This window comes from Edaphobacter bradus, assembly GCF_025685645.1.
GTDB lineage: Bacteria > Acidobacteriota > Terriglobia > Terriglobales > Acidobacteriaceae > Edaphobacter > Edaphobacter bradus.
In genome coordinates, this window is the sequence record NZ_JAGSYF010000004.1 from 24,852 (window position 1) to 50,783 (window position 25,932).

At 61.2% G+C, this 25,932-nt stretch carries 30 protein-coding genes; 20 read left to right on the top strand and 10 right to left on the bottom strand.

The window, feature by feature from the left end; translation table 11 throughout:
• The first annotated feature begins 64 nt into the window (after positions 1 to 64).
• Positions 65 to 679: an HIT family protein gene (locus OHL16_RS15085; protein ID WP_317891074.1), complete on the top strand. Its 615-nt coding sequence runs from the start codon at positions 65 to 67 to the stop codon at positions 677 to 679.
• A 473-nt stretch (positions 680 to 1,152) separates the two neighbouring features.
• Here OHL16_RS15085 and OHL16_RS15090 read toward each other — a convergent pair whose 3' ends face one another.
• The 3 genes from OHL16_RS15090 to OHL16_RS15100 form a co-directional block, all read right to left on the bottom strand.
• Entirely contained in the window at positions 1,153 to 1,716 is a 564-nt protein-coding gene (locus tag OHL16_RS15090) for a nuclear transport factor 2 family protein (RefSeq protein WP_263368015.1), read from the bottom strand.
• Between the two features lie 86 nt (positions 1,717 to 1,802).
• The gene (locus tag OHL16_RS15095; RefSeq protein ID WP_263368016.1) at positions 1,803 to 2,087 is read right to left on the bottom strand and encodes a putative quinol monooxygenase; all 285 of its coding nucleotides are present in this window, start codon (positions 2,085 to 2,087) and stop codon (positions 1,803 to 1,805) included.
• 3 nt (positions 2,088 to 2,090) lie between these two features.
• On the bottom strand, positions 2,091 to 3,401 hold the full coding sequence (locus tag OHL16_RS15100) for an adenylosuccinate synthase (protein ID WP_263368017.1): 1,311 nt from the start codon (positions 3,399 to 3,401) through the stop codon (positions 2,091 to 2,093).
• A gap of 231 nt (positions 3,402 to 3,632) precedes the next feature.
• Here OHL16_RS15100 and OHL16_RS15105 point away from each other — a divergent pair, with 231 nt between their 5' ends.
• Positions 3,633 to 5,684 (top strand): spermidine synthase, encoded by a 2,052-nt coding sequence (locus OHL16_RS15105; RefSeq protein ID WP_263368018.1) that lies wholly within the window; start codon positions 3,633 to 3,635, stop codon positions 5,682 to 5,684.
• 1 nt (position 5,685) lies between these two features.
• On the opposite strand, the gene OHL16_RS15110 is transcribed toward OHL16_RS15105, so the two are convergent.
• Complete coding sequence (locus tag OHL16_RS15110; protein WP_263368019.1) at positions 5,686 to 6,648, bottom strand: YncE family protein; 963 nt, start codon at positions 6,646 to 6,648, stop codon at positions 5,686 to 5,688.
• Between the two features lie 107 nt (positions 6,649 to 6,755).
• Here OHL16_RS15110 and mutM point away from each other — a divergent pair, with 107 nt between their 5' ends.
• Entirely contained in the window at positions 6,756 to 7,562 is an 807-nt protein-coding gene (gene mutM / locus OHL16_RS15115; RefSeq protein ID WP_263368020.1) for a bifunctional DNA-formamidopyrimidine glycosylase/DNA-(apurinic or apyrimidinic site) lyase, read from the top strand.
• Between the two features lie 72 nt (positions 7,563 to 7,634).
• Here mutM and OHL16_RS15120 read toward each other — a convergent pair whose 3' ends face one another.
• Together OHL16_RS15120 and sthA are read right to left on the bottom strand one after the other, a co-directional pair.
• Positions 7,635 to 8,555 carry an ROK family protein gene (locus OHL16_RS15120; RefSeq protein ID WP_263368021.1) on the bottom strand — a complete coding sequence of 307 codons (921 nt, stop codon included), beginning with the start codon at positions 8,553 to 8,555 and terminating at the stop codon, positions 7,635 to 7,637.
• Between the two features lie 43 nt (positions 8,556 to 8,598).
• Positions 8,599 to 9,996, bottom strand: a complete 1,398-nt coding sequence (gene sthA / locus OHL16_RS15125; RefSeq protein ID WP_263368496.1) for a Si-specific NAD(P)(+) transhydrogenase — start codon at positions 9,994 to 9,996, stop codon at positions 8,599 to 8,601.
• A gap of 145 nt (positions 9,997 to 10,141) precedes the next feature.
• On the opposite strand from sthA, the gene OHL16_RS15130 reads away from it, so the two are divergent.
• Positions 10,142 to 10,762 (top strand): thiamine phosphate synthase, encoded by a 621-nt coding sequence (locus OHL16_RS15130; RefSeq protein ID WP_263368022.1) that lies wholly within the window; start codon positions 10,142 to 10,144, stop codon positions 10,760 to 10,762.
• A gap of 26 nt (positions 10,763 to 10,788) precedes the next feature.
• Here OHL16_RS15130 and OHL16_RS15135 read toward each other — a convergent pair whose 3' ends face one another.
• Positions 10,789 to 11,289, bottom strand: a complete 501-nt coding sequence (locus tag OHL16_RS15135; RefSeq protein WP_263368023.1) for a hypothetical protein — start codon at positions 11,287 to 11,289, stop codon at positions 10,789 to 10,791.
• 37 nt (positions 11,290 to 11,326) lie between these two features.
• On the opposite strand from OHL16_RS15135, the gene OHL16_RS15140 reads away from it, so the two are divergent.
• From OHL16_RS15140 to plsX, 5 genes are all read left to right on the top strand, one after another.
• Positions 11,327 to 11,836: a PadR family transcriptional regulator gene (locus OHL16_RS15140; protein WP_263368024.1), complete on the top strand. Its 510-nt coding sequence runs from the start codon at positions 11,327 to 11,329 to the stop codon at positions 11,834 to 11,836.
• 32 nt (positions 11,837 to 11,868) lie between these two features.
• Positions 11,869 to 12,444 carry a methyltransferase family protein gene (locus OHL16_RS15145; protein ID WP_263368025.1) on the top strand — a complete coding sequence of 192 codons (576 nt, stop codon included), beginning with the start codon at positions 11,869 to 11,871 and terminating at the stop codon, positions 12,442 to 12,444.
• A 27-nt stretch (positions 12,445 to 12,471) separates the two neighbouring features.
• A complete protein-coding gene (locus tag OHL16_RS15150; protein ID WP_263368026.1) occupies positions 12,472 to 13,047 on the top strand; it encodes a YceD family protein in 576 nt (191 codons plus the stop codon).
• Between the two features lie 70 nt (positions 13,048 to 13,117).
• Complete coding sequence (rpmF, locus tag OHL16_RS15155; protein WP_263368027.1) at positions 13,118 to 13,303, top strand: 50S ribosomal protein L32; 186 nt, start codon at positions 13,118 to 13,120, stop codon at positions 13,301 to 13,303.
• Positions 13,304 to 13,336: 33 nt separating this feature from the next.
• Positions 13,337 to 14,419, top strand: a complete 1,083-nt coding sequence (gene plsX / locus OHL16_RS15160) for a phosphate acyltransferase PlsX (protein ID WP_263368028.1) — start codon at positions 13,337 to 13,339, stop codon at positions 14,417 to 14,419.
• Here the strand turns inward: plsX and pdxR are convergent, their stop codons facing one another.
• The gene (gene pdxR, locus OHL16_RS15165; protein ID WP_263368029.1) at positions 14,420 to 15,952 is read right to left on the bottom strand and encodes a MocR-like pyridoxine biosynthesis transcription factor PdxR; all 1,533 of its coding nucleotides are present in this window, start codon (positions 15,950 to 15,952) and stop codon (positions 14,420 to 14,422) included.
• Between the two features lie 104 nt (positions 15,953 to 16,056).
• Here pdxR and OHL16_RS15170 point away from each other — a divergent pair, with 104 nt between their 5' ends.
• The 3 genes from OHL16_RS15170 to OHL16_RS15180 are packed head-to-tail and all read left to right on the top strand — an operon-like array spanning position 16,057 to position 17,559.
• The gene (locus OHL16_RS15170) at positions 16,057 to 16,548 is read left to right on the top strand and encodes a cupin domain-containing protein (protein WP_263368030.1); all 492 of its coding nucleotides are present in this window, start codon (positions 16,057 to 16,059) and stop codon (positions 16,546 to 16,548) included.
• Positions 16,545 to 17,030 (top strand): DoxX protein, encoded by a 486-nt coding sequence (locus OHL16_RS15175; protein ID WP_263368031.1) that lies wholly within the window; start codon positions 16,545 to 16,547, stop codon positions 17,028 to 17,030. The genes OHL16_RS15170 and OHL16_RS15175 overlap by 4 nt, the downstream gene beginning before the upstream one ends.
• Before the next feature lie 52 nt (positions 17,031 to 17,082).
• Positions 17,083 to 17,559 (top strand): carboxymuconolactone decarboxylase family protein, encoded by a 477-nt coding sequence (locus OHL16_RS15180; protein ID WP_263368032.1) that lies wholly within the window; start codon positions 17,083 to 17,085, stop codon positions 17,557 to 17,559.
• A 157-nt stretch (positions 17,560 to 17,716) separates the two neighbouring features.
• On the opposite strand, the gene OHL16_RS15185 is transcribed toward OHL16_RS15180, so the two are convergent.
• Both OHL16_RS15185 and OHL16_RS15190 read right to left on the bottom strand, forming a co-directional pair.
• Entirely contained in the window at positions 17,717 to 18,154 is a 438-nt protein-coding gene (locus tag OHL16_RS15185; protein WP_263368033.1) for a lysozyme, read from the bottom strand.
• A 522-nt stretch (positions 18,155 to 18,676) separates the two neighbouring features.
• Entirely contained in the window at positions 18,677 to 19,144 is a 468-nt protein-coding gene (locus OHL16_RS15190; RefSeq protein ID WP_263368034.1) for a GatB/YqeY domain-containing protein, read from the bottom strand.
• A gap of 249 nt (positions 19,145 to 19,393) precedes the next feature.
• Between OHL16_RS15190 and OHL16_RS15195 the strand changes: the two genes are divergently transcribed.
• From OHL16_RS15195 to OHL16_RS15230, 8 genes are all read left to right on the top strand, one after another.
• A complete protein-coding gene (locus tag OHL16_RS15195; RefSeq protein ID WP_263368035.1) occupies positions 19,394 to 20,569 on the top strand; it encodes a pyridoxal-phosphate-dependent aminotransferase family protein in 1,176 nt (391 codons plus the stop codon).
• A 38-nt stretch (positions 20,570 to 20,607) separates the two neighbouring features.
• On the top strand, positions 20,608 to 21,009 hold the full coding sequence (locus OHL16_RS15200) for a hypothetical protein (RefSeq protein WP_263368036.1): 402 nt from the start codon (positions 20,608 to 20,610) through the stop codon (positions 21,007 to 21,009).
• Positions 21,009 to 22,187: a glutathionylspermidine synthase family protein gene (locus OHL16_RS15205; RefSeq protein WP_263368497.1), complete on the top strand. Its 1,179-nt coding sequence runs from the start codon at positions 21,009 to 21,011 to the stop codon at positions 22,185 to 22,187. Before OHL16_RS15200 ends, OHL16_RS15205 begins: the two co-directional genes overlap by 1 nt.
• A gap of 66 nt (positions 22,188 to 22,253) precedes the next feature.
• Positions 22,254 to 22,550, top strand: coding sequence for a type II toxin-antitoxin system TacA family antitoxin (locus tag OHL16_RS15210; RefSeq protein WP_263368037.1), 297 nt, complete (start codon positions 22,254 to 22,256; stop codon positions 22,548 to 22,550).
• A 3-nt stretch (positions 22,551 to 22,553) separates the two neighbouring features.
• Positions 22,554 to 23,063, top strand: coding sequence for a GNAT family N-acetyltransferase (locus OHL16_RS15215; protein ID WP_263368038.1), 510 nt, complete (start codon positions 22,554 to 22,556; stop codon positions 23,061 to 23,063).
• Between the two features lie 66 nt (positions 23,064 to 23,129).
• Positions 23,130 to 24,758 (top strand): phosphoglycerate dehydrogenase, encoded by a 1,629-nt coding sequence (serA, locus tag OHL16_RS15220; RefSeq protein WP_263368039.1) that lies wholly within the window; start codon positions 23,130 to 23,132, stop codon positions 24,756 to 24,758.
• A gap of 129 nt (positions 24,759 to 24,887) precedes the next feature.
• Positions 24,888 to 25,529, top strand: coding sequence for a hypothetical protein (locus OHL16_RS15225; RefSeq protein WP_263368040.1), 642 nt, complete (start codon positions 24,888 to 24,890; stop codon positions 25,527 to 25,529).
• An 82-nt stretch (positions 25,530 to 25,611) separates the two neighbouring features.
• Positions 25,612 to 25,932, top strand: a complete 321-nt coding sequence (locus tag OHL16_RS15230) for an FmdB family zinc ribbon protein (RefSeq protein ID WP_263368041.1) — start codon at positions 25,612 to 25,614, stop codon at positions 25,930 to 25,932.

Consider the following 25,932-nt stretch of genomic DNA (forward strand, 5'->3'; position numbering starts at 1 on the left):
ACCGCCACGTCATGACGCAGTGGACAGGTTTGCATGCAGTCTCAAGCTGAATGAAGACCCGTTCATGCATCGATGGTGGAAGAACGCCATTTATACTCCGCGATATATGGATCGTCTCTGGACTCCGTGGCGCTATGCCTACATCACCCGGTCAGACCCGCAATCACGCACCGGAGTGCCCCCTGAGTTGAGCGCCTGGCCGGCCGCTGAGGACAAGCATTGTGTCTTCTGCAACATGGTCGCCGCAACCGATTACGCCATCACGCACGGCATGCAGCCGGAGATCGCGGAGAAGGCCGCGCGCATCGTCCATCGCGGGAAGTTCTGCTTCATCTGCCTCAACGCCTACCCTTACTCCACAGGACACATGCTGGTGACGCCCTACCAGCACATCGATTCGCTCGCCAAACTGCCCGCCGATGCGGCCCAGGAACTGATGCGGCTGACCCAGCGCACTGAGGAGGTGCTCAACCGCGTCTACAGCCCCAATGGAATCAATCTAGGGATGAATCTCGGCGAGGCCGCCGGTGCCGGGATCGCCGGGCATATCCATCTGCACTCGCTCCCGCGCTGGATTGGAGACACCAACTTCATGACTGTGACCGCAGAGACACGCGTGCTGCCAGAGGCGCTGGATGTAACTTGGGATAGGATTCACGCAGGATTCATGGCACAATGATGCAACGCAAATACAGTCGAAGTCCGTCCTAGTACAGAAATGCCGGTTGAAAGCTTACCGCATGGGAGGAAGGACAATGAGCAATCTACCCCGCTCTGCACCTGCTTCTGATCGCCCCGGCTTCTCCTCCTTGCAGGCCCCGTTTGGCAGGCGAGGAGCTGAGCCTCGACCGTATCTCGTATCTACTCAAGCCCGTCGGGCTGGCGCGCCGCCGCCGTGTCCCCAACCGCTGTTTCCCCATGAGTCCGAGGACGCACGTCTGACCGGAACCACACGCTCCCTCTATCGCAGACTTCTTGCTCTGAATCTGCCTTGCAACCCACAGAGCCTCGTCGCCACCTCGGAGTCGATTGCGACCAAACCACCTCGAGCCGTATAGACGCGGACAAAATTCATCCACAGACGAGCAAAGCGACGATAAGAAAGGCCCTGATGGATGACAGGGCCTTTCCATTTTGCAGTGCGTCCGACTCTCAGTTGCTTCCTGGACCCAAGGGTTCCGCTCCGGCAGGCGGCATCGCGATCCCGCTGGACTGGTTGGTCCTATTCCGATGAGGCGCAATGCGCGTGGCCTCAAAACTTGTAACCTTCCATCCGTCGGAGGGGACTCGCCGGTAGATTCGCGTATAGCGGTACTGGCCTTTGACCGAGACGCCTTCATTGGTGCCTTCGAGGTCGGCAACCGAGGTGACGATGGCCACCGAGTCGACCAGCTTCACCTTCATGTCGCTCAACTCGAGCCTGGAGATCACAAACTTGCGGGTGCGGACGCGCTCCAGTTGCTGGGCCTTGGTGTTCAGCTGGCCAGACATCGAGATTCCGATGAAATCGTCGGCGAGCATCTTGTCCATGGCCGCGTAGTCGCCTGTCAGCAGCACCGTGCGCCACTTCTCCTCAAGGATCTCAACCTGCTTCTTCACGTCGTGTTTCTTCTCGTGATGCTGAGGTGCCGCGAAGGCGCGAGGAGTTCCTGCTCCTCCTGCAACCAGGCTGCAGAGAGCGATGGCCACGACAACAAGAGCGCGATTCGACCTCACACGGTTCACCATGGCGTACCGGATAGTAGACCGGTTCCGCCACAGTGTCAAAACAACTTTCGTTGTACCTCAGGATTGCAGGGTATTTAGCAGAGGGAGGTCAGGTTCTCGACTTGCCGGTCACGTGTCTTCAGGTAAAGTGCGCCGGTGGCGTACCGGCGGAAGTGAGGCGAGTTGCGGTGATGCTCCAGCGCCGCCTCGTCCACGTACTGCTCGTAGATCACGATCGTAGACGAGTCCTCAACGAAATGCGGGATATAGCTCACGCAGCCGGGCTCCTGGCGGGAGGCGGCCGTAAGCTTCTGCAGGATCTCGGCCACCTCGTCGCGGTCCCTGGCGTCGAAGGTCGAGCGGACTGTAAAGCTGATCATGCCCTATGCCTCCAGCGCCGCTTCGAAGCCGGGAAGCGTAATGGTGTGGTCGCGATCCGGCCCGGTCGAAACCATGCCGATCTTCGCGCCGGACTCCTTCTCGAGGAAGTGCAAGTACTCCTGCGCGAGCGGCGGCAGCTTGTCGAACTCAGTGATTCCCGCCGTCGAGGTCTTCCAGCCCTTCAGCTTCGTGTAGACCGGCTCGATCGTGTCGAATCCGCGCATGTCTGCCGGGATGACTTCGGTCAGCTTGCCGTCGACCTTGTAGTGCGTGCAGACCGGGATCTCCTCGCACTCATCGAGCACGTCCATCTTGGTGACGACAAGCCACTCGGTCGAGTTGATCATGTTGCTGTAGCGCAGCAGCGGCAGGTCGAGCCAGCCGCAGCGCCGCGGGCGGCCTGTCACAGCACCGTACTCCTGGCCGCGCGCACGCAGCAGATCGGCCGAGTTGTCGTGGATCTCGGTCGGGAAGGGGCCTTCTCCGACGCGCGTCACATAGGCCTTGGTCACTCCGATCACGGTGCCGATCGCGGTCGGTCCTACGCCCGTTCCCGTCACGGCTCCGCCGGCCGTAGCCGACGACGAGGTCACGAACGGATACGTCCCATGGTCGATGTCCAGCAGCGCGCCCTGCGCTCCCTCGAACATCACCTTGCCGCCGTTGCGCAGCTCATTGTTCAGGAGTACGGCGGTGTCGGTCACAAACGGAGCCACCTGCTCCGCGGCGCGGGAGTACTCCTCATACATCGTCTTCGGGTCGAGCGGCTCGGTGCCGAACAGCGCATGCGCGATGGTGTTCTTCTCGTGGCAGGCGTTCTCGATGTGCGTGCGCAGCAGCGCCGAGTTCAGCAGGTCAACGACGCGCAACCCGCTACGGTGCATTTTGTCCTCATAGGCCGGGCCGATGCCGCGGCTGGTCGTGCCTATCTTTGTGCGTCCGGGAGCGTTCTCCGCCGCCAGCTCGATCATGCGGTGATAGGGAAGAATCACCTGCGCGCGATTGGAGACGAAGAGTTGCCCGTCCACTGGCAGACCAGCGTCCTTCAGCTTCTTCACCTCGCTCAGAAAGGCCATCGGGTCCAGCACCACGCCGTTGCCGATTACGCCCTTGGTCTCCGGCCGCAGGACGCCGCAGGGGATCAACTGCAGGACGAACTTCTTGCCCTTGATGATGACCGTGTGGCCGGCGTTGTGGCCGCCCGCATAGCGCGCCACGACGGAGAACCTCTCCGACAGCACATCCACAATCTTGCCTTTGCCCTCATCGCCCCACTGGGCACCCAGAATGACCGCTGATTTGCGTTGACTCACGACGAATATGTCTCCAAAGAGGATGGATCCTGAACAGGAAGGCGTGCAGGCTGACCAGGCACACCATCTAGCATCATATCGTGTTCAGGGAGAGTACGAATTTCGGGCCCTTATCCCTGCAGAGTCCACAGGCAGGGAAGACGCCTGGGCCGCTCGAGCGTACAGGCTGAGGTTTTTTGCGAGAATCGCGGGGCAGGGCAGGGTATGCTCGTGAGGTTGTTCCCGGTCTCCATGCGCTCATCTCGTCTGTTGTACGGCACGGTCGCCGCACTCTCGGCCTTCCTGCTATTTGCCGTCGAACCCATCGCGGCGCGGCAGCTGCTGCCGGGTCTCGGAGGCTCTTCGGCGGTATGGATTACCTGCCTCGTCTTCTTTCAGGCCGTGCTGCTCGCCGGATATCTGTACGCGCACTGGGTCTCAAGGCTCGCGGCGGGCGCGCAGCGAGGAGTCCATCTGGCACTGCTGGCCGCTGCCGCTATCCAGACGATTCTCTCGGAGGCGCTGCGGCCGGGGACTGCCGGAGGAGCCACACATCCTGTCGCAACCGTTTTCGTGTTCCTGACCCTGACCATCGGGCTGCCGTTCCTGCTGCTCGCCTCGACCAGCCCCTTGTTGCAGCTGTGGCTCTACCGCAGCGAATCGCTCATGAGCACAAATGAGCGAGGTGTCTGGTACAGGCTCTTTGCCCTCTCGAACGCCGGGTCTCTTTTGGCGCTGCTTGCGTACCCATCGCTGATTGAGCCACACCTGACGCTCTACCACCAGCGCGTGCTGTGGAGGCTGGGGTTCGTCGTCTTCGCGGTGTCCTCGGCGCTGCTTCTGACTAAGATTCGCGCGGCTGCAGCCGTCGCAGCGAAAGGTGCGGTTGAAGCGCCACCAGCCTCAACGCGACAGAAGTGGCTCTGGTTTCTGCTCCCCATGGCTGCGGCGATGCAGTTGAGCTCTGTTACCAGTCATCTGACGATGAATATCGCCGCCATCCCGCTGCTCTGGGTGCTGCCGCTCGCCGTCTACCTCGTCACATTCATCGCCGCATTTGAGAGGCCGTCACTCTACCGGCGCGGCGTCGTCACGAGGCTTCTGATCGTCATGCTTGCAAGCCTCGGATACGCCCTCTCGAAGGCCGACTTCAGCCTTCCCATCGACCTCAGCATCCTCTTCTTCCTGCTTGAGTGCTTCGTCGCCTGCTTCTTCTGCCACGCCGAGGCCTACGCCCTACGTCCGCAGCGGGCCTCCCAGACGACGCTCTTCTACCTGCTGGTCGCAGCCGGAGGAGCCGCGGGGACATTCTTCATCGGCATCGCCTGTCCGCTGCTCTTTGCCGCCAACTACGACCTCGCCCTTGCGTTTCTTGCCACGGCTGCTCTCGCGCTTGTGGTGACCTGGAACGACGGCAGGACGCAGCGCCTGCTGTGGGCCACCGGCACGGTGCTGCTGCTCGCGCTGGCCCTGATGCTGCGTACCGTCTATTCGCGCCAGGCCCTCGTCGAGACGCGCAACTTCTACGGATCCCTCCGCGTGACCCAGAAGGACATGCCGGAGCAGCATGTGCCAATTCGCACGCTGCTCAACGGAGCCATTCAGCACGGCTCGCAGATCTTCGCGCCCGAGTTCGACAGGCTCCCTACGACCTACTACGCGAAGGACTCCGGCGTTGGACTTGTTCTGCGCCACTGCTGCGATGGCCGCGCGCGCCACGTGGGAGTCGTCGGACTCGGAGCCGGAACCCTCGCGGTCTACGGACGCCCAGGTGACCGCTTCCGCTTCTATGAACTCAACCCGGCAGTACGGCCCATCGCGCAGAACCTCTTCACCTACCTGCGCGACTCGTCCGCCAGCATCACCTTCGCTGAAGGCGACGCCCGCACGTCGCTGGCCGGCGAGCCTCCACAGGGCTTCGACGTGTTCGTCGTCGATGCCTTTTCCGGCGACGCGATCCCGCTCCATCTGCTGACGACGCAGGCGCTCGAACTCTACCGGCGTCACCTTGCTCCGGGCGGGGTGCTGGCGTTTCACGTCTCCAACCAGTACCTCGACCTCGCTCCTGAACTGGCGCAACTGGCTGACGCGGCAAGTATGCAGGCGCGCGCGATCGATACTCAGCCCAACGAGGTGAACGGCGAATTCCGCGCTGAGTGGATTCTGATGACCGCCGATCCTGCCTTCTTCCTCAAGCCGGAGATTGCTGCGGCGGCGACGCCGATCGCTCCCCAGCCAGGAGTGCGCCCATGGACCGACGACTACTCAAGCCTGTTGCCGGTGCTGCGCCTGGTGAGCCACTAGCTCAACGCACCCACGCGAGACCGTCGGCGTCCTTGCCTGCATCGATCAACTTGCTCACCTTCCATTGCTGCAGGTCGATGGCGGCAACCTGATCTTTGCCTGAGCACGACACATACGCCGTCCTGCCATCCGGACTCACCAGAACCTCGCTCGGCATGCTCGGCACGTCCAGTGTCCGCGCCACCTGCATCGTCTTCAGATCGACCACGGACACTTTGCCGTTCTGTCGCAGGCAGACCAGCAGCCAGCGGCCATCGGGAGTCGTGGCTGTGCCATAACCGACAAATGGCAGCGCGACCCACGACCTCACCTTGTTCGTCGCCGTGTCGATCACAGCCAATTGCGGCTTCGTCTGGTCCGCCGTAAACACCATGCTTCCATCACGCGACATCGAGATGCGCTGCGTCATCCCTGAGACAGGAATCACCGCAATCGTCTTGCGCCCCACCATGTCGAGCACCGACACCGTCCCCGGCCCCACGTTCGCCGTATAGCCTCGCTTGCCGTCTTTTGAAAGCACCAGCATGTGCGACTGTTCCTGCCCCGTAGGTATACTGCCGACAATCTTCAGCGACTTCGGATCGATAATGCTCACCGTCTTGTCCAACTCAGTCGTCACATAGAGCATGCCGTTGTTGGGGTCGTAGACGACGCAATGCGGCCGTACGCCGTGGCCGAAGTCGATCCTGCCGGTGATCTTTCTGCTCGCGAGGTCGATGACGGAGACGACCTGCCCATCCGTCCCCGGCCGCCCCACGCCGGAGTCGCCATAGATCGGCACAAACGCCGTCTTGCCATCCGGAGTTGCCACAACCTCGTGCCCAGTTACACCACCAACCTTGATCGCGAAGATCTGCTTACCGGCAACCGGATCGATCAGGCTAAGGCTCTGATCGTGCTGATTAGCAACCAGCAACGTCTGCGACATAGCTGCGAGAGGCAGACCAGCAACCAGACTTCCCATCAACACACACACCAACGAAGGCTTTCTCATAGTGGAGGAAAGTATAGTGAGCCTCGCCATAGAACGTCAGCTAAAACCTTGCCCGTGCCGACCTATACTCGAAATGCATGCCGGAACTACCCGAAGTTGAAACCATTGCGAACGGCGTTCACGCCCGCATACGCGGTCAGGCGATTCGCTCAGTCTGGACCAGCAACAAGCCCCAGACCTTCAAGTCCTCGCCCGAGACCATCGCCGAGACCCTCACCGGAGCGCGTATCGAGCGCGTCCATCGCGTCGGTAAGACAGTCGTCGCCGACCTCGCGCGCACCTCAGGCCCCGCGCAGTTCATCATCCACCTCGGCATGACCGGACGCCTGCTCGTCTCCGCACCTGAGACCCCCATTCCGCCGCACACGCACGCCATCCTTAAGCTGAGCGGCGGACAGGAGCTGCGCTTCGTCGATGCCAGGCGCTTCGGCCGCCTCTCCGTTCAGGACGCAGCCTACACGGGGCCAGGGAGCGAGCCGCTCACCATCCCGCTTGAAGATTTCATCGCGCTCTTTCGCAATCGCAAGACCCCCATCAAGGCCGCGCTGCTCAACCAGAGCCTGCTGCATGGCGTCGGCAACATCTACGCCGACGAGGCGCTCTTCCACGCAGGAATCCGCCCGCGCCGGCACGCCGGCCGCCTCACCCGCGCCGAACTCACCCGCCTCCGCGCCGCGCTTGTCAAAGTTCTGAAGAAGGCCATCAAGCTGGGCGGTTCATCGGTCTCCGATTACGTGGACGCCGACGGCGTCGCCGGATTCTTCCAGCTTCACCACTACGTCTACTCACGCACCGGAGAGCCCTGCCGCACCTGCGGCACGCCCATCGAGCGCATCGTCATCGGAGGGCGAAGCACCCACTTCTGCCCCACCTGCCAGCGATGACACCCGACCACCGATTGACACGGATGATCGCAGATGCCCTGTTGCGCAACGATCTACAAGACAAATCCGTGTTCATCCAACCAAATCCGCGGTCGCTCTACGACCGGCCGCCTGCTCCGCCGTGACCACCGACCCGATGACCCGCGTCTCGGGGCTCTCCTCGACGACCTCGATCGAGTAGCCCTGGAGCGGGCTCATCTTCACCATCTGCTGCATGTAGTCGCGCAACATCGGCAGATCGACGAAGTGCACGTTGAAGCCGGTGAGGAAGAATTTGCCCGGCCCGGCCATGTGGACTGAGGTCGCAGTGGCCGCGGCCAGCGCCTTGTGCCACAGCCGTTTGAAATCGAGGCAGCGCTGGTCGCCCTTCTTCGCGGCCTCAAAGACCTCTTCCGGCTCCATGTCGAGGAAGCGCAGCCGCATGGCCCTGTGGCCCATCACGCCCTCCAGATGCCCGCGCCCGCCGCAGCCACAGAACCGCTCCTTCTCGTCGAGAGTGATGATCGTGTGCCCGCCCTCCCAGACGCCCGGCGCAAAAGGATACAGCCCGAAGCCGATGCCGACTCCCAGCGTCCACACCCGGAGCATCGTGTCCAGCTTGCCGTGTTTGGCGGCGAGGCCTGCCGCTACCCCGTCGGCGTCGTTCAGAATCGTCACCGGCGCTCCGATGCCTTGCTGCCTCAACTGCGCACTCAGCAGGTCCTCGATCCGCGCGCCCTTCAACTGCGGCAGGTTCGGGGCCTCCTCGATGACACCGTTCTTTACCAGGCCAGGCACCGCGACTCCCACAGCCGCGATGTCCTTATCGCCATTGGCCAAGCGGAGAATCTCGTCGCAGATCGTCTGGACCAGGGTGTCGGTCGGCATCTCGATCAGCGCCCCGATGTCGTCCTCATCCGCCGGAAAGCGCTGCAACTCTCCCACGAGCTTATGGTCCACCACAAGCCCGGCCAGAATCTGTTCCGAAAGCGTGACCCCAATCGACTTTGCCATTGCTCATCCGCCTCACATGGACCGGCTTCGGCCGCGTGAAAAGCTATTCGAACTTGCTCACGCGGTTCAATCCGTTGAAAGCCGCCACTTTATAACATTCCGCGAGCGTTGGGTAGTTGAATACCGTATCCACGAAATATTCAATCGTCCCGCCGAGCGCCATGACGGCCTGTCCAATGTGTAGCAGTTCGCTGGCTCCCTCGCCTATGACGTGCACTCCGAGGATCGAGTGGTTCTCACGGTGGAAGATCAGCTTCAGCCTGCCCGTCGTGTCGCCGCGAATCTGGCCTCGCGCAATCTCGCGATAATATGCCACTCCCACTTCGTAGGGGACGTCCTCTTCGGTAAGCTGTTCCTCGGTTTTGCCAATAAAGCTGATCTCCGGGATCGTATAAATGCCGTACGGATAAAAGCTCGGGTTGGAAAGAACCGTCTCGTCCCCAAACGCCCGCGCCGCCGCAATCCGGCCCTGCTCCATCGAGACCGAGGCCAGCGACGGGAACCCGATCACGTCGCCCACGGCGAAGATGTTCGGAGTCTTCGTCCGGAAGTCCTTGTCCACCGGAATGCGGCCACGCTTGTCCGCCTCGATCCCTACCGCGGGCAGGTTCAGCTCGTCCACGTTGCCCTGTCGGCCTACGGCATACAGCAGCGCGTCACCCTGGACCTTCTTCTTGCTCTCGAGGTTCGCCACAACGGAACAGTCGGTAGTCTCTTCGACGCTCTCCACTTCTTCGTTCAACCGCATGGTCACGCGGGAATCGCGCAGGTGGTAGCTCAGCGCCTCAATGATCTCCTGGTCGGCAAACTCCAGCAGTTTTGGCCGGCGTTCAATCAGGGTCACGCGTACGCCCAGAGCGGCAAACATGCACGTGTACTCCACCCCGATCACGCCGCCGCCGACCACGATCATGGTCTTCGGCAGGTTCACGAGGTCCAGCACAAGGTCGCTGTTGATGATCGTCTTGCCGTTGATGGGAACTTTGGGCGAGGTCGCGGGCTTGGTCCCCGTCCCAATCAGCACGTTGGCTGTTTCGTAGACCGTCGAGCCCTTCGAGTTCGTCACCTTGACGTGGTTCGGGCCCTCGAAGCTCGCCACGCCGGTCAACATCTCAATGTTGTTCCGCGAGAGTTGCGCCTCGGTCACGTCGATCTCGGTCTTGATCACATGCTGCACGCGGAACGCCAGGTCCGCCATGGTGATCTTTTCCTTGACCCGGTAGTTCATCCCGTAGATCGACTTGTAGTTATAGCCCGAAAGATGAAGCACGGCTTCGCGCATCGTCTTCGAAGGGATGGTCCCGGTGTTGATCGACACACCTCCCACCACCTCGCGCATCTCTACCAGGGCCACCTTCTTGCCCAGCTTCGAGGCATAAATGGCGGCGCGCTGCCCGGCCGGACCGGACCCGATGACGATCAGATCGTACACACTACCCATAAGCTCCAGACTCGTGCGCCGTAAGCGCATCGGGGGCCAGTCTCGTTATCGTTGACGCGGTTCCCCTACCTAAAACCTACCACACAGAGATGAGTCTCCCGGCCTGCTGCGATGCCCCGACTTTTCTCTCGTTACACTTATCGGCATGCTCCGCTGCGCGATCACGGACCGAACCCTCTGGACCGGCGGCGAGGCCGAGCATCAGGCCGCCCTCGTCCGGCAGGCCGCCCTCTGGACGCAGCAGGGCATCGACCTCATCCAGCTCCGGGAAAAGGACCTGCCCGCCGAAGCCCTCGCCTCACTCGCCCGCCAGGTCCTTGAAGCCGTCCGGGCCGAACACGCCCCGCCCCGCCCCACCCGCCTGCTCATCAACTCCAACGTCGAAGTAGCGCTGGCGGTCGCAGCCCACGGGGTCCACCTGACGCCGCGCCCAGCCACCACGCCGGTCGAGATTCGCCGTCTCTACGCCGAGGCCAGGCTCCCCGCACCCGTCATCAGCATCTCGTGCCACACCCTCGCGGAGGTCGAGCAGGCCCGCGCCAGTCAGGTCGACGCCATCCTGTTCGCGCCGGTCTTCGGCAAGACGATCGAAGGCGAGGTCGTCACTCAGGCTGCGGGCCTGGAAGCCCTGAAGGCGGCCTGCCTCGCAGCAGCGCCTGTTCCGGTCTACGCGCTCGGTGGAGTCACCCACGAGAATGCCTCCCTGTGCCTCGAAGCCGGAGCCGCCGGAATCGCCGGCATCCGGCTCTTTCACCAGGCATCTTAGAACCGCTCGTCTGCCGAAGCTCATAGCTACTGCTTGTTGTAGACGGTCTTCGTGTCAAATTCGCCCGCGCTCATACTGACGTGCGTCTCCTTGCGGAGCACCTTGCCGTCCGAAGAGACCGTGTAGCGGGCCGTAACGGTGCCTTCTGAGCCCTGAAAGCTGACCTTCTGGGTTACGACCAGCGTCGAACCCTGCCACTCACCCTTCACGCTCAGGATGCGAAACGGAGCGTCGTCAGGAAAGGAACCGTTGGCAAGCGGCATGGCCTCGCCTCCCGCCTGGAAGCGCAGCGTGTAGTTCTGGCGGGTCTCTTCGCGCTCGAGCGTGACGGCAATGGCAAACTCATCGCCCGCCTGCGTGACGACCTCAACCTGCCGGATCGGCGGAGGGACGCTTCCGAAGTCACTCTGTGCGGCATTCAGCTTCCACGTGCCGCCCAGGTTGGGATGTGCCGAGGGCCGCGCGCTTGTCTGCGCTGGAGCGAAGGAAGCAGTCAACAGAACGGTGAGGGGGACGAACTTTTTCATTGACAACTCCGGCAAATAGGTAAATATTGACACTGTAATGAATGACATAATAATTCTGAGCCTGTTGCTCGAAGGTCCAAAGCACGGATACCGCCTCAAGCAGGACGCTGCCATGTTCACCTCGCAGGGACAGCTTCATAACAATACCGTCTATCCGCTGCTCAACCGCTTTTTGAAGAGCGGATGGATCACGCAGCGCGAGGCCGACGGAGAACGCGGACAGACGCGCCTTCTCTACGAGCTTACGGCTGCGGGCCGACAGGCGCTGACCGCGAGGCTCAATGAGTTCTCCGAAGCCGATGCTGCCAACGAGAACGCCTTCCGACTCCGCGTCGGGCTCTTCAGCGAAATAGAGCCCGTGGACCGCGAGCGGATACTTCGACTGCGGGATGCGTATCTTGCTGGAAGGCTCGAACGGCTGGAGCATATCGCCGGAGCGCACGCCCTGACAGGATGGCCGGCGAGGACCTTCGATTACGTCGCGAGCGAGGTGGCGGAGGAACGTAAGTGGATCGCTGGGCTGATGACGAAGATTCAAGAGGACTGACTTCGAGTACTGATTCAACCAAGGAGATCGTTATGGCAAATCTGATTCTCTGGAATGAAGCGAATACGCTGTGGATGGTCTTCGCGCTCTACTTTGCGGCGAGATATCGTCCAGTCCAGGTCAAGCGTGATGGCGGCTTCCACATCTTCTCGCTGGAGCGCATGTGGCTGTTGCTTGCTGCGTTGCTGATCTTCTTTCCTCGTAGTCACCTCTCTTACCTTGCTGCGCCGCTTCATGTGAGCAGAGCCCTTGCGATGGCCGGTTTCTGCCTTACAGTCGCCGGGCTTGCGTTCTCAGCCTGGGCGCGCGATGTGCTCGGCAGCAACTGGAGCGGGAGGGTGATCATTCAGGACCACCACCAGCTCATCACGGCAGGTCCTTACGCGTATGTGAGACACCCGCTCTACACGGGATTGCTGATTGCGATGGCTGGCACGGTGCTCATCTCGGGGGCGCTCGGAGCGGTCCTGGGATTCTTCTCCGCGATCATCTTCTTCAATGCCAAGGCCGGGCGTGAGGAGCGGATCCTCGAGTCCGAATTCGGCTCAATCTATACGAACTATCGCGCACACACCGGCAAACTGCTGCCTCGCATCGCGCACGTCTAGTTCGCCTATTTGACCTGCAGCGTGGACGTGCTTACGCTTAACAGTGTGCTGATTACTCCGATTCAACTCGTCGATGAGCCCCTAACGATTGACGAGACAATCTCCCCCGGAACGCTTGACTATGCCCCCGACGTTCGCCAGGTGAGCCCGATGCCTGTGACCGGAGAGGCTGACCTGATCGTCGAACACCGTGGGCCTGAAGGGGATGTCAACGACATCCGCCTGCGGGCCGGGTACAAGGGCGACTTTGAGATTCTGTGCGCCCGCTGCGTCGAGCCGGTGCCCCAGGCGCTCTCAGGGGAGTTCGACCTGCTCTTCCGGCCTGCCGAGGTGGACGAGAACCCCGGCGAGCATGCAATTACCCCGGAGGAGACCGAAATCGGGTATTATCAGGGGAGCGGTCTTTTGCTCGAGGATGTGGTTCGCGAGCAGGTGTTACTCTCCCTGCCGAGCCGCACTCTCTGCAAACCGGACTGCAAAGGGCTTTGCCCGCGCTGTGGCCAGAATCTGAATAACGCAACCTGTTCCTGTGGGGAGTCGCCGAGCGATCCACGCTGGAACACACTTGCGGATCTCGCCGGCAAGCTCGAGCTCAAGCACTAAGCCAAGTTTTTTTGCACCGTCGCCCTCGCCTTGCGCCTGGCCGCCGGGCGCGACTGAAAGGGATACTGCAATGCCTAATCCAAAACGGCGCCACTCCAAGCAACGGACTGCCAAGCGCCGCAGCCACGACTTCCTTACGCCGGCCGGCCTCTCCGAGTGCCCGAACTGCCACGAGCGCAAGCTTCCTCATCGCGCCTGCAAGAAGTGCGGCACGTACAAGGGCCGTGACGTCCTTGTAACCAAGGAAGCCAGCTAACCATCCCACAGCAACCCTGTTATCGTCTTCAAGATGCCAATTGACATCGTCGTAGACGCGATGGGTTCCGATAGGGCCCCCGAACCAGAGATTCGCGGGGCCATTCTGGCTGCGCGTCAGCTTGACGTCCGGGTCCACCTCGCTGGGCCCGAGGACGTTCTGCGCCCAATCCTTCGCCAACATCTTCATGGACAGCATCTCCCCGTCTTCATTGTTCCTGCGTCGGAGTGGATCACGATGGACGACAAGGCCGCTCAGGCGGTTCGGACCAAGCGCGACTCCTCGATGCGGGTTGGGCTGAAGATGGTCCGCGAGGGACTGGCGCCGTCCTCGGCTCCACATCACGGCCACCACGGACATCACCACGGGCCATCAGGGCCGGGCAAGGCTGCGGGTTTCTTCACCGCGGGCAATACCGGTGCGGCGATGGCTACGGCCAAGATGGTGCTGGGCATGTTGTCGGGCATCGACCGGCCGGCGCTGGCGACGATCATTCCGACGGTGCGCGGCGTTCCTTCGCTGCTGCTCGACGTTGGGGCCAATGTGGACTCCGATCCGGACAACCTCGTGCAGTTCGCGGTGATGGGGCACATGTATGCGAAGAACGTGCTGAAGATTCCGAATCCTCGCGTCGGGCTGCTCTCGATCGGCGAGGAGGATTCCAAAGGCAATGCGCTGACTCGCGACACGCTGCCGCTGCTGCGCGCGCTTCAGGGGATCAACTTCATCGGCAATGTTGAGGGGCGCGACCTGTTCAACGGCCACACCGATGTTTCTGTCTGCGACGGCTTTGTGGGCAACGTCACGCTGAAGAGCATCGAAGGCGCGGCGAAGCTGTTCAGCTCGTCGCTGCGTGAGAGTTTGAAGTCGACCGTTACCTCACAGGTAGGCGCGTTGCTCTCCCGCCGCGCCTTCGAGGACTTCAAGAAGCGGCTCGACTACTCGGAGTACGGAGGCGCTCCGCTGCTGGGAGTTCGCGGCGTGTGCATCGTCGGGCATGGATCGTCGAACGAGAAGGCGATCATGAACGGCATTCGCGTGGCCGCTGAGTTTGCCCATGCCGAAGTGAACGCGAACATCGAAGCGGCACTGAGCACTTCGGCGCCGACTGCCTGATCAGCCCGTCAGTCTCTCCACTGCTTGCGGCATGGTTTCGAGCACGCGTGCCAGCTCTTCAACGCCGCGTTTGATCTCTCTTTCGTCGATTGCGGCAAAGCCCAATTGCAGCCCTTCCTGCTCGTTGGGCTTCGTTGTTCGGCGCTCCTTGCCTTGTTTATTTCGGGAGTAGAGGCCGGGAATCGAGATCACCTCGAGCCCACGCTTCCACGCAGCCTCTGCGGCCTCGCGCCCGTTGACGCCCGGCCTGAGCCAGCCAACGGTCTGCAGGCCGGCCTCGATCTCGGAGATCTTCAGGAGCCCCGCAAGGTTGCGTTTGCCATTCTCGAGCAGCACCCCAAGCCGCTCCGAGTAAACCTCGCGCATCCGCCTGAGGTGGCGGCCGAGATGCCCCTCTGCGATGAAGTCGCACAGTACGGTCTGTTCCAATAGCGCGGAGTGGCGGTTGATGAGCGACTTCGCCGCAGCGAATCGGTCCACCAGATCCAACGGAACCACCATGTATCCCAGCCGTAGCGAGGGAAACAGGACCTTGCTGAAGCTACCGGCCAGCAACACAACGCCGTTCTGGTCGAGTCCCTGCAATACAGGAACTGGGCGGCCAGAGTAGCGGTATTCGCCGTCGTAGTCGTCCTCGAAGATCAGCGTGCCGGACCTCCGGGCCCATTCGAGCAGCGCGAGTCTTCGCGGCAGGCTCATCGTCATGCCGAGCGGGGCCTGGTGCGCCGGCGTGGTGTAGACGAGCCGCGCTCCGTGATGCCGCGCGCCCGGAAGCTTCATGCCTTCCTTGTCCACTGCGAGCGGGCAGATCTTCGCCCGCATTGCCTCGAAGATCTTCGTCGCACCGAAGTAGCCGGGATCTTCCATGCAGACCCGATCGCCGGGATTGAGCAACAGCCGTGCCGACAGATCGAGCGCTTCCTGTACGCCGGAGAGGACGATGACCTGCTCGGCGGTGCAGACGGCTCCGCGTGAGGTGGTGAGGTAGTGAGCGATGGCCTCACGCAGTGGCGGGTAACCTAAAGCATCGGTGCCAGTCAGCAGGCCGACCGACGTGCGTCTGAGTCGGCGGTTAGCGAGCTGCGCCCATAGCGTTACAGGAAACAGATCGACTGCGGGAAGGTTTGCGCGAAAGGCGCGTGTGGCGCGATTGGGAAAGTTAGGGAACGGCTGCACTAGCTTTCCGTAGTCGGTAAGCCGGCGGCGTGTCTGTTGCTGGGGCGCGGACCTTCGTGCTGTTTCGCGCCTCACTTCGAGCAACTCTTCCGGCAGCACTTTGCTGACGTAGGTCCCGGAGCCGATGCTGCCTTCGACGTAGCCTTCGGCCTTCAGCTCTTCGAATGCGGTGACGATGGTGCCGCGTGAGAGCTTGTACTGGCTGGCGAGATCGCGTGTTGCGGGAAGCCTGGTTCCTGGGCGAAGGCGGCCTTCGAGGATCTCATCGCGCAGCGAGCTGTACAGCCAGCGATAGGCCGGAACGCCCTTGTCGTGTTGAGGCAGCAGCATCTCGATTGCGGTAGAGCGCTTCGCCATGGCAGTTTCGGCCTTTGTAAAGTGGTACAGAGAGAATAGCGTAAATGGCTCTTCATAACAGGTCTACTCTCGCTTAATTTTGACTCCAGAGAAGGAGGGTTGTGATGGCTGTCTTCGATCACTGGGCTTACATCTTTGCGTTGATCCTGCATGCTCCGCTGCGGCTGGAGGCTGCAGTTGTTGCGCCGCCGCGGGAGGCTCAGGCAGCGCAGCATGGGTCCACTGCGCGCACCCGCACGGTCCTCTCGCAGCCGCTACCGAAGCTCGATGGGGACCATCTTGCCGTGCACATGGTCGAGGTCCGTTACGGCCCCGGTGAATCCAACGCAGCTCACAGCCACCCTTGCCCTGTCATCGGCTATGTCCTTACCGGCGCCGTGCGCATGCAGGTGCAAGATCCAGGGAGTGTGCAACCCGGCCCAGTCACCGTGTACCGCGCAGGCGAGAGTTTTTATGAGGCTCCCAACGGCCGCCATCTGGTCTCCGCCAACGCCAGCCAGACTGAGCCAACGACCTTCCTCGCTACCTTCGTCTGTGACCACCCCACAGAACTCAGCGTTCCTGCTCCGTCCACGAAAGGAGATTCACGTCCATGAGCACTTTTCCAGCGGCTCACCACATCGAAGCCTTTGCACTGCGGCTTCGGCGTCTTCAGCCGTTCGCCATCCGCTACGCCCAGATCGCCCTTGGGGTCACCTTCCTTTCTGCGGTTGCTGACCGCTTTGGTCTCCTCGGCCGCTACGGAGGATGGGGCAACTTTGCTAACTTCACGGCGTACACCGCTAAGGTCCTGGCCTTCCTGCCTGCGTCCACGATTCCCTTCTTCGCCTGGGCGGCCACTATTGGCGAGATCGTCTTCGGCCTCGCACTCATCCTCTACGGTGTTCTCCCTGCTCGCATTGTCCGCGCCAGTGCCTGGCCCCGCTACGTGGCGCTCGGCTCCTCCATCCTTCTTCTGCTCTTTGCCATTTCGATGGCCATCTCGCTCGGCCTAAAGAAGCCGCTCGACTACTCCGTCTTCTCTGCCTCAGCCGGAGCTCTTTTGCTCGCCGTCTTTCCAGACCGCACTTGTGAGTGACAAGCGAGACCGTCGGCCAATCAACCTTCTAAACCCACAAAGGAGAAGCACCATGCAGCCACGTTTCAACTACGCCAAGCTCTCCCCCGTCGGCTACCATGCCATGCTCGGCCTCGAAAAGTATCTCGCCCAGTGCGGACTTGAAGAAGGCCTGATCCACCTGGTCAAACTGCGCGTCTCGCAGATCAATGGCTGCGCCTTCTGCCTCGACATGCACTGGAAGGACCTTCGCGCCCTCGGAGAAAGCGAGCAGCGCCTCTACTCCCTCGACGCCTGGCGCGAGTGCCCCTACTACACCGATCGCGAGCGCGCCGCCCTCGCCTGGGCCGAGGCGGTGACCCAGATCACGAGCGGGCACGCCTCGGACGCGGTGTATGAGGAGGCTCGCGCGCACCTGAGCGAGAAGGAGATCTCGGACCTGACGTTTGCGATTGTGACGATCAATGCGTGGAACCGGCTGGCGATCTCGAACCGCACGGTTCCGGGAGAGTATCAACCGGCAAAACGGCACGAGACGGTCAGCGTCTAGCTGCCTTCATTCCCACCCGAGCAGCGGCGGAGCGGCAACGAAAAGCAGATTCCTCCGCTTCGCTGCGGAATGACAACCAGAAAAAATACGGAATGACAACCAGAAAGAATACGGAATGACAACCAGGAGAATGCGGAATAGCGGCAGGCAGAGCTCTTCACGAGCTGAAGAGCTTTGCTTCGGCTTGGCGGCGGCGCAGGAGGCCGGGGACGACGGTTCCGCGTATGTGGTCCCAGAGGATGAACTGGCCGGCGGCGGAGGCGAGGTCTCCGGCGTTGACTGCGCGCAGAAGCGTGGAGTGGGCGAGCGTCGCCAGGCCGAGGTTGAAGGTGAAGTCGACGAGCGCGTCGAAGTGGTTCTGGTGGATTGGCGCGGTGACGAGGCGGTTGACGCCGGTGACGGCGTGGGCGAGGTCGCTGAGGAGGAAGGTTGTGGCCTGGTCCTCGGTGATGGTGAGGCCCGGGTGGACGCCGCGGCCGGTGTGGCCGTAACCGATGGTCGAGACGCCTGCGGAGTCGGGGTAGGCGTTGAGTCGGAGGCCCTCGAAGGATTTGGTGAGGGCGAAGCCGGCCTCGCTGTAGGTAAAGTTCGACATCTGCATTCTCCTTTTTTGCAGGTTGAGGGGTACCCCCCCCGGGTTTTCTCGTAAAATATTCAATCGACGCGACTTAGGCTTGGATCTGTAGCGTAAAATATTCCATCCAAAGGACTTAATGCTCAAAATATTCAAAACAAATGGGTTATGGGTTAAATGGAAAAATCCCCGGATGTCCGGGGCTTACCTGTTTTCCTGGCTGTTTCTATTTTATCGGATTGAGGGAAACTACTCTGCCACGGCGATCTGGTTTGTTTTGTGTGGCTTAGGCTGTTTGGGGGCTTGACAGATTATCTGTGGAAAACTTTGACGGGGCAGCTTTCCCTAAGTGTCGGTGCCCTCCGGGAAGGAAAGCAGATTCCTCCACTCCGCTTCGCTTCGGTCGGAATGACAACTAGAACGGCAACGGCAAAGGCAAAGGCAACGGCAACGACGAACGCGAAGGACGCGAAGGGAAACGCGAAGGACGCAGAGGCGATGCGCGGCGGATTGGCTGTGTAGGGAGCGTTGTTTTGTTGTTGGCTACTTTGCGAGTTCGGCTTTGACGATTTCGCTGACCAGCTTGCCGTCGGCGCGGAGGCCGTTGGCGAGGATGTACTGCTGGACGACCCTCATGGCGGGTCCCATGTCTTTGGGGCCGGGTCTGACTCCGTTGACCGTAAGCTGGTCGATGACCTCGTGGACGACGGTGCGGATCTGGTCTTCGCTGGCGGCCTGCGGGAGGTAGGTTTCAATCATGGCGATCTCGTCCCGCTCCTTCGCGGCGAGTTCGGGGCGGTTGCCTTTGAGGAAGGACTCGACGGACTCCTTGCGCTGCTTGATGAGGGTGGAGAGGATCTGCGTCTCTTCTGCGTCGGTGAGTTCGGCGCGCTTGTCGATCGCCTTGCTCTTGAGAGCGGACTTGACCATGCGTAGGGTGGTGAGGCGGTGCTCTTCTTTGGCCTTCATGGCGGCGATGATGTCGGCGTCGATCTTTTTACTGATGCTCATTCTTAATCTCCCGTGATACAGCAAAGAGCCGGGGCTAAAGCCCTCTTTTGTGGAATCGCTAGTCGCAGGGCTGAAGCCCTGCGCTCCCTCCGAAAGAACAATGGTTCTTCGTAGGATTGGAAGCACCTGTGCTCCCTCCGAAAGAACAATGGTTCTTCGTAAGCATGGAAGCCCCTGCACTCCCTACTCTCACTCAACTCTTTATGATAGAACGCCGGGCGGTTGGGGCGTGGTCGATACAATGGAGGCATGATCCGGAAGACACGTCTGTTTACTCCAGGCCCTACGCCGCTGCTTCCTGCCGCCCAGTTCGCCATGGCGGCCGCTGATGTTCACCACCGTACTCCTGAGTTTCGCGCGCTGTACACCCGTGTTCTGGCGCAGCTGAAGGAGTTTGTGGGGACAAAGAATGATGTGATTATCCTGTCGAGCTCGGGGACGGGCGCGATGGAGGCTTCAGTTTCGAACCTGACCTCGCCGGGCGACCGCGTGCTGGTGTTGACGGCGGGCAAGTTTGGCGAGCGCTGGACGGCGCTGGCCAAGGCCTTCGGCTGCGAGGTGGATGTGGTGAGCGCGCCGTACGGCAAGACGTTCTCGCTGGATGAGGTGGCCGCGGCGCTGAAGCTGGAGACGCGCGCGGTGTTCATGCAGGCCAATGAGACCTCGACGGGCGTGCGCCACGATGTGCAGGGAGTGGCGAAGCTGCTGAAGGACAGAGGTAGCGAGGCGCTGCTGATTGTCGATGGCATTACTGGATTGGGCACGTCGCACCTGGATATGGATGGCTGGGGCGTGGATGTGCTGATCGGCGGCTCGCAGAAGGCGGTGATGATTCCTCCGGGGCTGAGCTATCTGGCGGTGAGCGATCGCGCGTGGGACCGCATGGAGGCGACGTACAATCCGCGGTACTACTTCGACCTGCGCAAGGAGCGCAAGAACGCGAAGAATGGTGAAAGCGCGTATACGCCTGCTGTGGCGCTGATTGCTGCTCTGGGCGCGGCGCTGGATTACATTGCCGCGCAGGCAGATGGCAACCTTGTGGAGGGTCGCAAGAAGCTGGTCGACAACGCGGAGACGATTGCCGCGATGACTCGGGCGGCTGTCGAGGCGCTGGGGATGAAGATCTTCTGCGAATCGCCAGGTGCTGCGGCTACGGCTGTGCTGCCTCCGGCGGGCGTTGATTCGGGAGTGGTGGTGAAAGAGCTGAAGTCGCGGTTTGCGGCGATCATCACGAACGGACAGGGCGAGATGAAGGGGCAGATCTTCCGGATTGCTCACCTGGGCTTCTTTGACTATCTGGATACCATCGCGCTGATTGGGGCGCTGGAGCAGGTGGTGGCGAAGTCACTACCGACTCCGGGGTTTGCGTTCGGCAATGGTCTGATTGCCGCGCAGAAGGTCTACGCCGAGAGAACCTCAAAATAAATTGCAACTGAAGTCGGTCGTTATGAAAGAATGCGCCGATGCGTAAGTCCAGACATGTTGCTGCACCTCTGCTTGCGGCGGCCGCCATTGCGATGATGAGCGGCTGCCACAAGCCTGAGATGCAGCGTTGTGTGGATGAGAACAATCGCGTGGTGGACGACAGCCTGTGCGCGAACCAGCCCCCGGGAGCGCAGAATCAAAATCCGAACGGCACCGGGTATTTTCCCAATATTTATCGCTACTACTACGGCGGGTGGGGCGGATATGACCGCGGGACGATGGTGGGAGGCGGCAGCTATGCGCCGGTTTCAGGCCACAGTTACGCAGACTCGTCGGGGCATGGGACGGTGCGGGGTGGCTTTGGGAGTTCGATGAGCGATAGCGGCGGGCATGACAGCAGCGCGCAGGGCAGCGGACGGGGCGGCGGGGCGGGGTCGTGATGCAGCGGATTGCGCTTGCGCCGAGGGACGGCTGGCAGCGGAAGGTGGAAGCTGCAGGGCTGGTGTTTCATTCGCCTGAGGGCGAGGGAATGGACCGGCCTTACTGGGATGAGTCTGCGGCATACCAGTTTTCGGCGGCGGAGATCGACCGGCTGGAGGCTGCGGGGAATGAGCTGCAGGAGATGTGTCTGGCGGCGGCGCAGCATGTGATCGATAACAAGCGGTATGCGGAGCTGGGGATTCCCGCGGAGGCCGTGGCGGCGATTGAGTGGGCGTGGGAGGCGGAGCCGCCGGCTATCTATGGGCGGTTCGATGTGGCGTATGACGGGGATGGGCCTCCGAAGCTGCTGGAGTACAACGCAGACACGCCGACGGCGCTGTTGGAGGCGGCGGTGATTCAGTGGTCGTGGCTGGAGGAGCAGTTTCCGAGCGCGGACCAGTTCAACTCGATCCACGACAAGCTGATTGCGAAGTGGAAGGATGTGGATCCGTATCTGTCGAAGCCGGTGTATTTCGCCGGGCTGGACAATGCGGAGGACCAGTTGACGCTGGCGTATCTGCGCGACACGGCGGAGCAGGCCGGGGTGAAGACGCGGCAGATGCTGATGGAGGAGATTGGGTGGAATGAGGAGCGGCAGGGGTTTGTCGATCCGGATGAGCAGCAGATGTTCTCGGTGTTCAAGCTGTATCCGTGGGAGCTGATGGTCGCGGAAGAGTTCGGGCCGGCGGCGCTCAGGACGTACCAGAGCATGCGATGGATGGAGCCGGTGTGGAAGATGCTGCTTTCGAACAAGGGGATTCTGCCGGTGTTGTGGGAGATGTATCCGGGGCATGAGCTGCTGCTTGAGGCGCACTTTGCCAACGAGGGGGGCCGCAATACGCATGGGATGAGGGACTATGTTCGCAAGCCGCTGTTCTCGCGGGAGGGCGAGAATATTACGGTGGTGCGCGATGGTGCGACGGAGTATTCGACCGGTGGGCGATACACGGGAGCGGAGATCGTGCAGGCGCTGGGGCCTGAGGCCGCGTTTGCGGACAATTTGAGGCCGGGGGCGACGCGGCATCCGGTGCTGGGGCTGTGGATGGTGGACCAGGAGTGTTGTGGGATGGGGATTCGCGAGTCTTCGGGGCCGATAACGAATAATCTGAGTTCGTTTGTTCCGCACTATTTTGTCTGAGCGCGAAAATGCGTTGAATCTACCAGGCCCGATTTTTGTCATACACTGTATGTACGGAGACTTTTCATGCCTTCCACATTACTCAAAACACGTTCTGAACGGCTCAACGTTCGTGTGACCGAAGCACAAGCCAGACTCATTAAACTGGCGGCCAAGCAGAGGAGCGCCAACGTCTCGAGTTTTCTTGTAGAGAGCGCCTGTCTTCGCGCCGAAGAGGAACTTGCCTCGCAGAGGCATTTTGTTTACACCGAGGAGCAATGGGCCGCCTTCACTGCTGCGTTGGATGCTCCAGCAAAGGTGAAGCCCCGGCTTCGTAAGCTGCTGACGGAACCAAGCGTGCTCGAACGGAGATCCCGTCGATAGCCCATGCTTGAGGAGTTTCAGATAGAGCTTCTTTCAAAGAAGCACGATTCAGGAGCCTTCGACTGTGGAGGTCATGAGTCATTGAACATTTGGCTCAAACGGCATGCCCTGCAAAGCCAGTCCAACGACAGCGCTCGAACCTATGTCCTTCATCGCCGAAACGTTGTATGTGGTTACTATGCCATCTGCGCCGCCAGCATTGAGCGCGATCGGGCAACGCTTCGCGCTGCTCAGGGGCAGGCGAGTCATCCCGTACCACTAAGCCTTATCGGACGTTTAGCGATTGACCGGCATGAACAAGGAAAAGGCTTTGGCAGCGCGCTCCTCAAAGATGCCCTGGTTCGCATCGAACGGGCAGCGGAGATAATCGGCATCCGCGCGGTGCTTGTCCATGCCATAGACGAAGCAGCACGAGATTTTTATGAGAGATTCGATTTTGAGCGATGTCCTGGCGACGATCTTCATCTGATGCTGCTGATGAAAGACCTTCGCAAGAGCCTTTTGGTCCGATGAGAAGCGATGACTCCGGCGATTCTCTAAAATGAACCTAAACCGACGTATCAACTCAAAGAGGTCATCTTGAAGATCGTTCTTGCTGAGAAAGTTTCTCCTGCCACCCTTGCTGTCTTCAAACAGGAACCGGGTTGGAATGTCGTGACCGCAGACCAGATTAAGAATGGTCTTGCGGCAGAGCTTGCGGACGCGGATGCGCTGGTTGTGCGCTCGGCGGTGCAGGTGGATGCAAAGCTGCTGGAAGCCGCGCCGAAGCTTCGGGTTGTGGGCCGGGCCGGCGTTGGCGTCGACAACATCGAAACGGACGCGGCGACGCGGCGGGGCATCGTGGTGATGAATACGCCAGGCGCGAATGCTGTGGCCGTCGCCGAGTTGACGCTGGGGTTGATGATCTCGCTGGCCCGGTCGGTGCCGCGGGCGAACGCGACGATGCACCAGGGCAAGTGGGAGAAGAAGTCGCTGCAGGGGCAGGAGCTGCGCGGCAAGACGCTGGGCATCGTGGGACTGGGGCGCATCGGGCTCGAGGTGGCGCGAAGGGCGCGGAGCTTCGGGATGGAGCTGATCGGCTATGACCCGTTTATCGCGCCGGTGATTGCGCGCGAGAACGATGTGACGCTGGTGCCGATCGAGGAGATCTTCAGGCGGTCGGACTATCTGACGCTGCATGTGGGGCTGACGACGCAGACCGAGGGAATGATTAACGCGACCTCGCTTGCGGTGATGAAGAAGGGCGTGCGGATCATTAATTGCGCACGTGGCGAGCTGATCGTCGAGAATGATCTGGCGCAGGCGTTGAAGGAGGGCAAGGTCGGCGGCGCAGCGCTGGATGTCTTCCACAAGGAGCCGCTGAAGGAGTCGCCGTTCTTCGAGCAGGAGAATGTGATTCTGTCGCCGCATATTGCGGGCTCGACAGATGAGGCGCAGGAGGCGATCGGGATTCAGCTGGCGATGCAGGTCCGCGACTACCTGAAGCTGGGTGTGGTGCAGAATGCGGTGAACCTGCCGTCGCTGACTCATGAAGAGTACAAGGAGGTTTCGCCGTATATCGAGATGGCGGAGCGGCTGGGACGGTTCCTCTCGCATGGGACTCCGGGGAATCTGGAGAATATTCAGATCGCCTATACCGGTCGGATCGCTGCTGGCAAGACGGACCTGATTCGCAATGCTGCGATTGCCGGGATCTTTGCGGGTTCGGAGGGCAACAACGAAAACGGCAGTACCGCGAACCGGATCAACGCGGCGGCGATTGCGCAGGAGCGCGGGATTCGGATTCAGGAGGACAAGAAAGAGTTTACGGTGGGCGGAGCGGGTTCGGTGCTGAAGCTGGTGCTGCACTCCTCGGAGGGCGATACGAGCGGATCGGCGACGGTGCTGCATGGCAACTCGCCGCGGCTGCTGACGTATGACGGGATCGACATCGAGGCCCCGTTGACGGGGACGCTGGTGGCGATTCGCAATCATGACGTTCCGGGTGTAGTGGGACGCATCGGAACGATTCTGGGCGACAACGCGGTGAACATCGCGAACTTCGCGCTGGGACGGTCGATCCGGTCTCAGCGGGTTCCGCAGGGACAGGCGCTGGCCGTGGTGCAGATCGATGTTGCGAATGCCGCGGCTGCGACCGCTGCCGTGGAGGCGCTGCGCAAGGTGGAGGCGATTGCGAGCGTACGCCTGATTGAGCTGGGCAAGCTGTAGGCTGCCCGTACAGTGCAGAAAGCAGAGGGCCGGCTGAATACCGGCCTTCTGTTTTTGGAATGGCGGGATTGGTTGGTATTCTAGGTTCAGAACATATTTCTTTTTTACTTTTTAGAGGTCATCTTTTTCGTGCCATCTACTGCTTCTTCCCCTGCAACTATTAGCGAGATTGAACAGACGATTCAATCCGGACTTGAGGCCCTTCGCCGTGCGCCCCTGAACGATACGATTACGGCGGCGTTGAAATTTCTGATTCCGGAGGGATTTGCTCCGGTCGTGCAGCTTGAGGAAGAGGGACGCAAGAAGCGGAGCAATGCTTCGGCGTCGCACTGGGACCCCAAGAAGGGCGAGATTGTGATTTACTTTGAGCCGATTGCGACGGCTCGGGTAGCGCGTCCGCAGAGCGCGCAGCCGGTGGCGACCGGACGGGTTGCGAAGCAGCAGGTGAACGAGCCGGCAGAGGCAACCGCAGAGGAGCTGAAGCAGTGCTGCGATGCGCTGGCGCAGGCAGAGAGCGAGGGCAAGCCATTCCTTTCGCTGAAATGGTTCCGCGATACGGCGCTGCCTTCGTACTCGTTCCCATGGACGATTGCGCCGGCTTCGCGGCAGCGGGTGCTGACGAAGGCGATTGAGAGCGGAGTGGTTGTACTGGGGAAGATCCCCAATCCGAAGTCGATTGAGTTTCCGACGACGACGATCAGCCTGAATCGCACGAGCGAAGGACAGGACAAGGACGCGGAGGACTGGGAGACGGTTTCAGTCGAAGAGTAGCCCGCGAGACCGATGCCCCGCGTTGATTTTTGATGGAACAGGCCTACGCCGGTTCCGGCAGTTGAACGAGAGGACTTTCGCAATGCCGCTTTACGAATACGAATGCACCGAGTGTCACGAACGCACCGAGAGGAGGCAGAAGTTCTCCGACCCGGAGATCACGATCTGCCCGCACTGCAACGGACACCTGGAGCGCGTGCTCTCGGTCCCGGCGGTGAGCTTCAAGGGTGGCGGGTGGTACTCGGACCTGTACTCGAGCGCGAAGCCGAAGGCTGCCGGCGATAGCAAGAGCACGTCGCCGGACTCGGCGAGCGCTTCGAGTGCGCCGGCCTCATCAACGGCGTCGTCTTCGTCATCGACCGCCTCCTCCACGACGACGGCAGCGAGTTCATCCAGCAAGTAG